A 9111-nucleotide genomic window follows, 5' to 3' on the forward strand; every position below is an offset into this window, starting at 1 on the left:
AATTTATATCAATTGAAAATAGATCAATTGTGTAAGCCGAACAGCTGATTATTATAAGCACTCCCGCTAAATTCAAGAAATTCTTCTTAGTTCGATCCCGATAAAGTAAAAGAATTAAAACAATAATCCAAGAAGTAATGATAAATAAACTACCTTGCACACGAAAACCTCCTAATAGTACTAGTATGAACAATTCATATTTCAAAAATAATCAAATAAAAAAGAAAGTGTATAAGAAGTTGCATTTAAAACGAATCTATAAATGAGATTTTTTTGGAGGTGAAACGAGTGGGAAAAGATCGTCAAGAAAAGAAACTTAAACAATCTAGAAGAGTTGAATCTGATCGAGATCAAAGCATTCATAACAAAGGTGCTACGCGTTTAGACACACCTGAAGAAGCAAGAGCTGAAAATCAACATAACTAAAGTGTTCCAAATAAAAATCCTTCAGCAAATGGCTGAAGGATTTTTTATTATTTTTTAAATTTATTTAATTTATCACCAAGTAATTCGCTTAATTGGAAACCACTTTCACTTGGTTGTACGTATTTAGCAATATCCTCTTGAAGTTCAGCTTCACCAGCTTCTTTAATGCTTAATGATAAGCGTTTTTCAGTAGGGTTAATATCTAAAACTTTTACTTTTACTTCTTGACCAACTGTTAGGACTTCGTTTGGATTTTTAATATGTTTATCAGCAATTTGAGAAACATGAACTAATCCTTCAATTCCATTTTGAACTTCTACAAATGCACCAAAGTTTGTAAGACGTTTTACAGTCCCTTCAACCACTGCTTCTGCTTTAATGCTTGGATTTAATTGATCCCATGGTCCTGGTTGAATTGCTTTCATTGATAAAGCAATACGGTTAGTATCTCTGTCAATTGAAAGAACTTGAACTTTTACAGTATCTCCTACAGCTACGATCTCTTCAGGCTTTGTAACTCGTTTATGAGACATTTGAGATACATGGACTAATCCATCAACTCCACCAATATTTACAAATGCACCGAAATTAGTTAATCTTTCTACTTTACCTTCAACGATTTGCCCAACTTTAATAGAGGAGTATGCTTGACGGCGATTTTCAACTTCATTTAATTGCTCAACAGCTTTATGAGATAGGATTACGCGATTTTTTTCGCGATCTAGTTCTTCAATCACTACTTCAAGCGATTGACCAACATAGCTTCCTAAATCTTCAACGAATTTTTTTGAAACAAGTGAAGCCGGAATAAATCCACGAACGCCTACGTCCGCAATTAGTCCACCATTTACTTGCTCTGTAACGATTACTTCAAAAACTTCTTTACTAGCTAATTTTCTTTCCAATTGTTCCCAGGCTTTAACTGAATCTACGGCACGTTTAGAAAAAACAACTGTATCTTCCTCAACTTTAATAACCTTTAATTCAATTTCTTGGCCAACAGTTAGCGCGTCGCTTACATTTTCAATATGTACGTTTGAAATTTCTTTTATTGGAAGAATACCATCTGTTTTTCCACCGAAACCTACGATTGCTTGCTTATCTTCAATTTGTTCTACTACACATGAGATAATTTCCCCAACTTCTGGCATTACTTTTTCAACCATGTCATATTCCTCCTTATGTTTTAAAAATGGATAGACCAATTATGTATTATCCTCTTTTACCTTCTAATAAATAAGCAGAAAAGTCAAGAAATCTGATGACTAATTCTTCTAAATATTTTTTATTTTACCTTCAACTATTGTTAATATTTCATTTACAACATCATCAATGTTTTTAGAAGTCGTATCTAATGAGATTGCATCATCAGCCTTTTTCAATGGTGAAACTTCTCGTTCCGAGTCAATTCGGTCTCTTGTTGCTATTTCTATTTTTAATTGCTCTAAGTCACTTTCAAAACCGTTTTTGACATTTTCGATATGTCTTCTTTGAGCTCGTTCATCCACAGAAGCAATCATAAAGATCTTAACTTCTGCACCAACTAATACATGAGTACCGATATCTCTACCATCCATTACAACCCCACCATTTACGGCATATTCACGTTGTAAATCGACCATTTTTTCGCGAACCAAACTATGTTTTGCAACAAATGATACGTTTCTAGTTACTTCTGGTGTTCTTATTGGCTCTGAAACATCAACATCATCAATGAAAACTTTTTGAGTACCTTCTTCCGGTATTAACTTAATCGTTATATTTGAAAGTAAGTTACTTAAATCCATCTCGTTATTTACATCAATATTGTTTTGGATTGCTTTAAAGGTTAGAGCACGGTACATTGCACCAGTGTCGATATATACATATCCTAATTTTTTTGCAACAATTTTTGCAACTGTACTCTTACCAGCAGCTGCAGGTCCATCTATCGCTATACTAATTTTTTTACTCATAAGTCCTCCTACATAAAAAAAGTGCTACTTCAATAGCAACCTTTAATCTTATCATGTCCTAAAAAAATAAAAACAAATAAAAATAAAGCAGGCTAGCCTGCTTTAATTTATATTACCATATGATTCCGACGAATTCATCTATTTACCAATATGATTATATACTTCTCTCGTTACGTCCTTAGCTTTTTGCGTAACGCCTTCATATAATTCAATTTTCGTTAAATAGACAGAAAGACTAGGGAATGATAAGACGTATTGACTTATGACTAAACAAAATAATTGAATAATAATTAATTTAAATAGTATTCGTTCGATTCTTTTCATTTAAGATCATACCTTTTTTATTACCAGTATGATTAGATTCAATTAATTTTATACACAATTTTGAATTTAATTTTTAATTCATCTATCTTTTAACAGTATTAAACTTAGCAAAAAAACGTGCAAAGCACGTTTTTGAATAAGTAAAAATTATTTAGAGAATCCTTCAAGAATATCATTCATTTCGGATGCTAACATGACAGTTAATTTAATTCTTGCCTTTTTACTATCATAATCTTTACCTAATATTACACCTTTATTGACTAAATCATAGGCACTTCCGTAATAATCATAAGTCGGGTATACTTCGCCTTCTTCAGAACTTGTTGTGATGATTACTTTAATGCCATCTTTAACAGCCTTTTCGATTTCTTCAGTCATATGTGGAGATACTTGTCCTCTTCCAACACCTTCAAGGACAATACCTTTAGCGCCATTTTCAACAGCAGCTTTTATTAAATATCCTTTTGCTTCAATATAACATTTAATTATATCTACTTGAGGTAACTCACTTGTAATTTTGTATTTATCCTTTAATACTGGTTTTTGATAGATATGTACTTTATCGTTATCAATAATACCTAGGTATCCGAAACCAAATACGTTAAACCCTTGAATATTAGATGCATGTTCTTTTTTAACATATCTTGCAGTAAAAATACGTTCATTAAAGACAACAACTGTACCAACGTTTCGAGTAGATTCGTCAGATGCAGTATAGATAGCATGTCTTAAATTGATAAAAGCATCGGTACCTAATTCACCTGGTGATCTTTGAGAGCCAGTAATAACAACTGGACGATCATCGTCAATTGTTAAATCTAAAAAATAAGCCGTTTCTTCTAACGTATCAGTTCCATGGGTAACGACAACCCCATCGATTGTTTCATCTTGATAATATTCTTCAATTTTATTCTTTAACAACATCCAATGTTCGAAGCCTATGTGCATACTTGGAACTTGGAAAAAAGAATCAACAATAACATTTATATCTTTTGGTAAATTGAGCATTTCTGCAATTTCTTGACCTGACAATGCCCCAGAATCTAATTTACCTGATTCTGCATTGGGTTTACTAGCAATTGTTCCACCTGTTGTTATTAATACTACTTTTTTCATATTAGCACCTCATTTCACAAGAAATTATAACATTTTAAAATTCTTTAAGTAAACAGAAAACGGCTTGAAAATCTTAATAAAAAAAAAAACGCAGCATAGCTACGTTTCACGTTGTCTAAAAACAATCTTGTCAATTAATTATCAAATTTTCGTAAAAGGAGTAGAGTGATGTTGATTTCCATTACAGGATGCTCGCTTTCCATGGGGCCGAGACAGCCTTCCCGCTTATCCCATAGGAGTTGAGCACCCCTCCATTCCAATCAAACTTATTCATCAAAAAAAGTTTCAACACTCTGAAACGTAGCATAACTAGGTTTCATAGTGTTGAAATTATTTACTACTAACTAAGTGAGAAACGATTAAGTCACCGTGAAAACGTCCATTTTCTATAAATATTTCGTTTGCATTGTTTCCAGCAGCAATTACCCCTGCAATATAAATGCCTTCTATATTTGTTTCCATCGTTTCTGGGTTGAATAATGGTCTTCCTGTTATGTCATCTACTTTTACGCCCATACTTTTTATTAATGTATGATCAGGATGGTAACCTGTCATGGCATAGACAAAGTCATTCTCAATCTCAACTATTTGTCCTTCTTTTTCGTATACTACTGATGATTCTTTTATTTCTAGTAGATTTGCGTTAAATTCCATTTTAATTGTTTCAGAACGGACAAGTGCCTCGAATTCTGGTAGAACCCATGGTTTAATACTTGGTGAATAAGAACTGCCTCTATAAAGTACAGTAACATCCGCTCCACACTTTTCTAGTTCTAGCGCTGCGTCAACACTAGAGTTTTTCCCACCAATAACGACAACCTTCTGATTAAAATGTTTATGACCTTCAAAAAAGTAATGGGAAACTTTATTAAGCTGTTCACCAGGTGTTGATAAGTAATTTGGTTGATCATAATATCCAGTTGCTACAATAACAGCTTTCGCTTCATAACGTTTTTCTTCACCGTTTATTGTAACTGATTCGATGATAAAATCACTTTTCTTACTAACCGTTTTTACCTCTTCAAAAGCATTAATTTTTATTCTATTTCGTTTAACAACATCACGGTAATATGCTAGAGCTTGGTGTTTTTTTGGTTTTCTACCTTCAATAATAAATGGAATATTTCCCACTTCTAATTTTTCACTTGTACTAAAAAATGTTTGATGCGTTGGAAAACGACTGAGGGTATGAACTATATTTCCTTTTTCAATAATTAATGCAGATATCTCCTTATTTTTTAATGCAAGATAAGCTGCAATACCACAGGGTCCTCCGCCAATAATCAGAACTTCAACTTTTTCCATTTGAAACATCTCCAATAAACTAGAGTCTTAGTTATATTTACTATTACTATTTTACGTAAAATATTCAATTTGTCTAATAATAGCTAATCAAAAAAAAACAAGATGGATATTTTCCACCTTGTTTTTATCATCAAATATAATCTTATACCCAGCCTCTGAATCGGCTAGCTTCAGCCATTTTACGCGCGCCAACCATATAAGCAGCTAATCGCATATTTACTTTTCTATTTACACTTGTTTCATAAATATTATTAAATGAACGTACCATAACTTTTTCTAATCGCTCTTCTACCTCTTCTTCAGTCCAGTAGTAACCTTGGTTATTCTGTACCCATTCAAAGTAAGAAACAGTTACGCCACCAGCACTAGCTAATACGTCTGGTACTAATAAAATACCGCGCTCTGTTAAAATCTTAGTAGCTTCTAGTGTTGTCGGTCCGTTAGCAGCTTCAACAACAATATTTGCTTTAATATTATGAGCATTATCTTTTGTAATTTGATTTTCAATCGCTGCTGGAACTAAGATATCACAATCTAATTCTAATAATTCTTTATTTGAAATTGTATTATTAAATAGTTTAGTAATTGTACCAAAGCTATCTCTACGATCTAATAAATAATCAATGTCTAAGCCGTTAGGATCATGAAGTGCACCATAAGCATCAGAAATACCAATAACTTTTGCACCAGCATCATGCATAAATTTCGCTAAGAAGCTACCTGCATTACCAAATCCTTGGATAACAACACGTGCACCTTCTAAGTTAATCCCTCTACGCTTTGCTGCTTCACGAATTACAATCGTTACACCTTTAGCAGTAGCTGTTTCACGGCCGTGAGATCCACCTAATACTAATGGTTTACCAGTAATAAAACCAGGTGAGTTAAATTCATCTATTCTAGAATATTCATCCATCATCCAAGCCATTATTTGTGAGTTTGTAAATACGTCTGGAGCTGGTATATCTTTAGTTGGTCCTACGATTTGGCTTATTGCACGTACATAACCGCGGCTAAGTCTTTCTAACTCACGGAATGACATATCACGTGGATCACAAACGATCCCACCTTTACCTCCACCATATGGTAAATCTACAATTCCACATTTTAAGCTCATCCAGATTGAAAGGGCTTTAACTTCATTTTCTGTTACATTTGGATGGAAACGGATACCACCTTTTGTTGGTCCTACCGCATCATTATGTTGAGCTCTGTAACCAGTGAAAATTTTCACTTGTCCATCATCCATGCGAACTGGAATTTTTACAGTCATCATACGAACTGGTTCTTTTAAAAGTTCATACATTTCATTTGAATATCCTAATTTTTCTAACGCTTCTTTAATAACTACTTGTGTAGGCGCTAGTACGTCTAAATGTTCTTCAGTGTTGCTATTTTTCTCTGTAGATTTCTCGGCAACCATTGTAAACCCCCTAGAAATTTGAACTATGAAAAGATTCATTCATTCTGAAATTAGTATACAACTTTCCATCCCTTTTTGAAAGTTATAAACACATAGAAAACAAAATATAATATTCGTTTAATGTAAGCGTTTTCTAAGGTCATTATACTCCTATTTCCAAAATTTGAAAAGGAAAGAATAAGAAGAAATACAATATATTTATAAAAAATTTACAAAAGTAAAACCTCTCGTAATAAATTACTGAGAGGCTTTATTTTTAACGAAATAAAAATGCAGTTGTTCAATGGCATTTTCTGAGATAAGTTCTTTACCATATTCAATAATACGGTAAATTGTTCTTGTGGAAGGATTACCATATTCAGCTAAAATCGCATAAAATGTTTCACGATCTAGTCTTCCTATTTCATTCTCCTCGAATTTTAAGTAAAACGTATTTTCAAAAGAGAATAATCTCCCACCTAAAGCATCACATGAAACCAATTTTTCAGAAAGTAGGATTAGATCATCTAAAGTAGAAAACTCGTACAATATATGTTCACTTTCATCTAGGATTACTTCCATCGAGATAAAATCGTCTTGAAATTCATCTTCCTCTTCTTCAATTTCATCGGATTTTGTTACTATTACAACCATTCCTTGAGCTTGAAGAGAGAAAACTTCAACGGATACTTTTCCATCTACTTCGAAACCTAGTTCTACGCTAGCTTCATGCATCATATCTTGAAAAAGCTGTTGAACTTTTGGCGCATTATACCATAAGTCTTCTTTTGTCAGACCACGTTCAGATAAATCATCAGATGTAAGAAAAACTTTTATTTTATTGTAGTTCAACCGTTCCAACCTCATGAACTAGCCTCCTTGCTGCATTTACCATAGTACAGTTTATGTTTTTATACAATTTTGGTGATTCTAAAGTCAAAATTCATTTATAATTAAAATTCTGCTTTAACCATTCATCCCAGTTCGATTGCTGACTACCTATATAAAATTCTTGAATGGAATCCATAATTGGGCTCTCGCAAGTTGAAACTGCGTGTCCACCAATTCCAATTATGATATCTGGTTTAATTTTTTTGATTAAGATGGCTAGATCAATTGTTTTCTTTAAATGTTCTCTTAAAGTACAAGTCATGATAAATCCAGCTGGATTCACTTCATTTATTACTTGTTCAACATCATTTGAATCAATTGATGCTCCTAAATAAATAACTTGAAAACCGATTCTTCTTAAATAAATCGTAAAAATTAATAAACCTAATTCATGCTTTTCTTCTGGTCCACAAACGGCGATTAACTTTGGCAAATGTTTATTGTTAGGTAAATTTTGATAAATCATCCCTAATCTCGTTCTCAAAAAAGACGTTGCAAAATGTTCATGGGCACTTGTAATTTCACCATTACGACATTTATCACCTATTAATATGAAAACCTTTGAAATAATTTTAAATAATACTTTATCGACAGAAAAAAGACTAAATGCGTCATTCACATAATTGTGGGCTTCACTTTCTTCAAAAGATAATAATGAAGAAACAATTCGATTTACTAGCGCATCTGATTGAAGATTTTCAGTAAGAGAGCTGTCATTAGACGATTTATGCTCTTTTGCTTCGTATAAATTAATTGCTTGTCCAATTGTAAACCCTTCATTAACTTTTTGAACGAGCCATTTTAAAATATAAACATGTTCCTCTGTATATAGTCGATGGCCAGCATCATTTCGTACAGGACTTATAATATTATATCTTCTTTCCCAAGCTCTCAATGTTCCTGGTAAAATCCCAACAATGTTAGAAATTGCTTTTATATTGTACTTTCCTATTTGGGCCAATTTTCTTTCCTCCTGCATGTAAACAACAAACACTTATTTCATAACTTCAAAATTTAAAACTGTTATTGTGTTTTGTTTGCGAATACCTTTATTGTTATGTAGCTCCAAATATACCGTTTTCTGATTTCGATTTACATTTAATTGACTTCTTTCAAACAGATAAACTTGAATACTTTCAAAATTACTACTATTACTATCCATGACTTCAGTATAGCTTGTTAAAATACTAAGATCATCTTCATAACGTTCTTCAAGTGCAAAGTCTAAATGATCTCTCTTTGTTTTCACATCATCTAAACCAACAATCGAAAACTTAGTACCATTTTCAGTTTCAAATGATGCACTTTTATTTTCTAAAATTGTAACTTTATAATCTAGTAATAATGCATTTAGATCCCTATAGTTGCCACCATAGTCAAAATCATTCCACAAAAAATAGACAGGAGCAATAGAAGATAAATAGTGGATGTTTTCATCTTTATATTTTTTTGACTTCTTTTTTGAGTAACCACTTAAAAGAATCAATGTATTATGATTGCAAATTTTTCCAATCTCACTCAATTTGAAAGGAATATCGCCCATATTTGGAATCCATATAAGCTGAATTGACTGTAATGAATCGTCTAAATGCTTTATTTTAATTTTTTTATGTATAATCTCTAGCTTACTTTTTCGATTAAACAATAAAATAATTACTAAAATTATTACGAATCCGATCAATGATATTAATT

At 32.2% G+C, this 9111-nt stretch carries 10 protein-coding genes; 1 reads left to right on the plus strand and 9 read right to left on the minus strand.

What is annotated here, in order from left to right:
* Positions 1 to 288: 288 nt before the first annotated feature.
* Positions 289 to 426, plus strand: coding sequence for a YpzI family protein (locus CN514_RS13325; protein ID WP_069031858.1), 138 nt, complete (start codon positions 289 to 291; stop codon positions 424 to 426).
* A gap of 47 nt (positions 427 to 473) precedes the next feature.
* Here CN514_RS13325 and rpsA read toward each other — a convergent pair whose 3' ends face one another.
* The 9 genes from rpsA to CN514_RS25725 all read right to left on the minus strand — a co-directional run.
* Positions 474 to 1592, minus strand: a complete 1119-nt coding sequence (gene rpsA / locus CN514_RS13330; protein WP_098233012.1) for a 30S ribosomal protein S1 — start codon at positions 1590 to 1592, stop codon at positions 474 to 476.
* A gap of 108 nt (positions 1593 to 1700) precedes the next feature.
* On the minus strand, positions 1701 to 2381 hold the full coding sequence (gene cmk, locus CN514_RS13335; RefSeq protein ID WP_098233013.1) for a (d)CMP kinase: 681 nt from the start codon (positions 2379 to 2381) through the stop codon (positions 1701 to 1703).
* Positions 2382 to 2519: 138 nt separating this feature from the next.
* Positions 2520 to 2705 (minus strand): DUF5359 family protein, encoded by a 186-nt coding sequence (locus tag CN514_RS13340; protein ID WP_069031855.1) that lies wholly within the window; start codon positions 2703 to 2705, stop codon positions 2520 to 2522.
* Positions 2706 to 2852: 147 nt separating this feature from the next.
* Positions 2853 to 3821 (minus strand): asparaginase, encoded by a 969-nt coding sequence (locus CN514_RS13345; RefSeq protein ID WP_098233014.1) that lies wholly within the window; start codon positions 3819 to 3821, stop codon positions 2853 to 2855.
* Positions 3822 to 4151: 330 nt separating this feature from the next.
* Entirely contained in the window at positions 4152 to 5126 is a 975-nt protein-coding gene (locus CN514_RS13350; RefSeq protein ID WP_098233015.1) for a YpdA family putative bacillithiol disulfide reductase, read from the minus strand.
* 142 nt (positions 5127 to 5268) lie between these two features.
* Positions 5269 to 6549: a Glu/Leu/Phe/Val family dehydrogenase gene (locus CN514_RS13355; RefSeq protein WP_098233016.1), complete on the minus strand. Its 1281-nt coding sequence runs from the start codon at positions 6547 to 6549 to the stop codon at positions 5269 to 5271.
* A gap of 237 nt (positions 6550 to 6786) precedes the next feature.
* On the minus strand, positions 6787 to 7395 hold the full coding sequence (locus CN514_RS13360) for a genetic competence negative regulator (protein WP_025672362.1): 609 nt from the start codon (positions 7393 to 7395) through the stop codon (positions 6787 to 6789).
* 76 nt (positions 7396 to 7471) lie between these two features.
* Positions 7472 to 8380, minus strand: a complete 909-nt coding sequence (locus CN514_RS13365; RefSeq protein WP_098233017.1) for a MerR family transcriptional regulator — start codon at positions 8378 to 8380, stop codon at positions 7472 to 7474.
* A gap of 33 nt (positions 8381 to 8413) precedes the next feature.
* On the minus strand, positions 8414 to 9111 hold a 698-nt coding region (locus CN514_RS25725), incomplete at its 5' end, for a hypothetical protein (protein WP_176525902.1).

The sequence above is a fragment of the Bacillus sp. AFS001701 genome (genome assembly GCF_002559405.1).
GTDB lineage: Bacteria > Bacillota > Bacilli > Bacillales > Bacillaceae_G > Gottfriedia.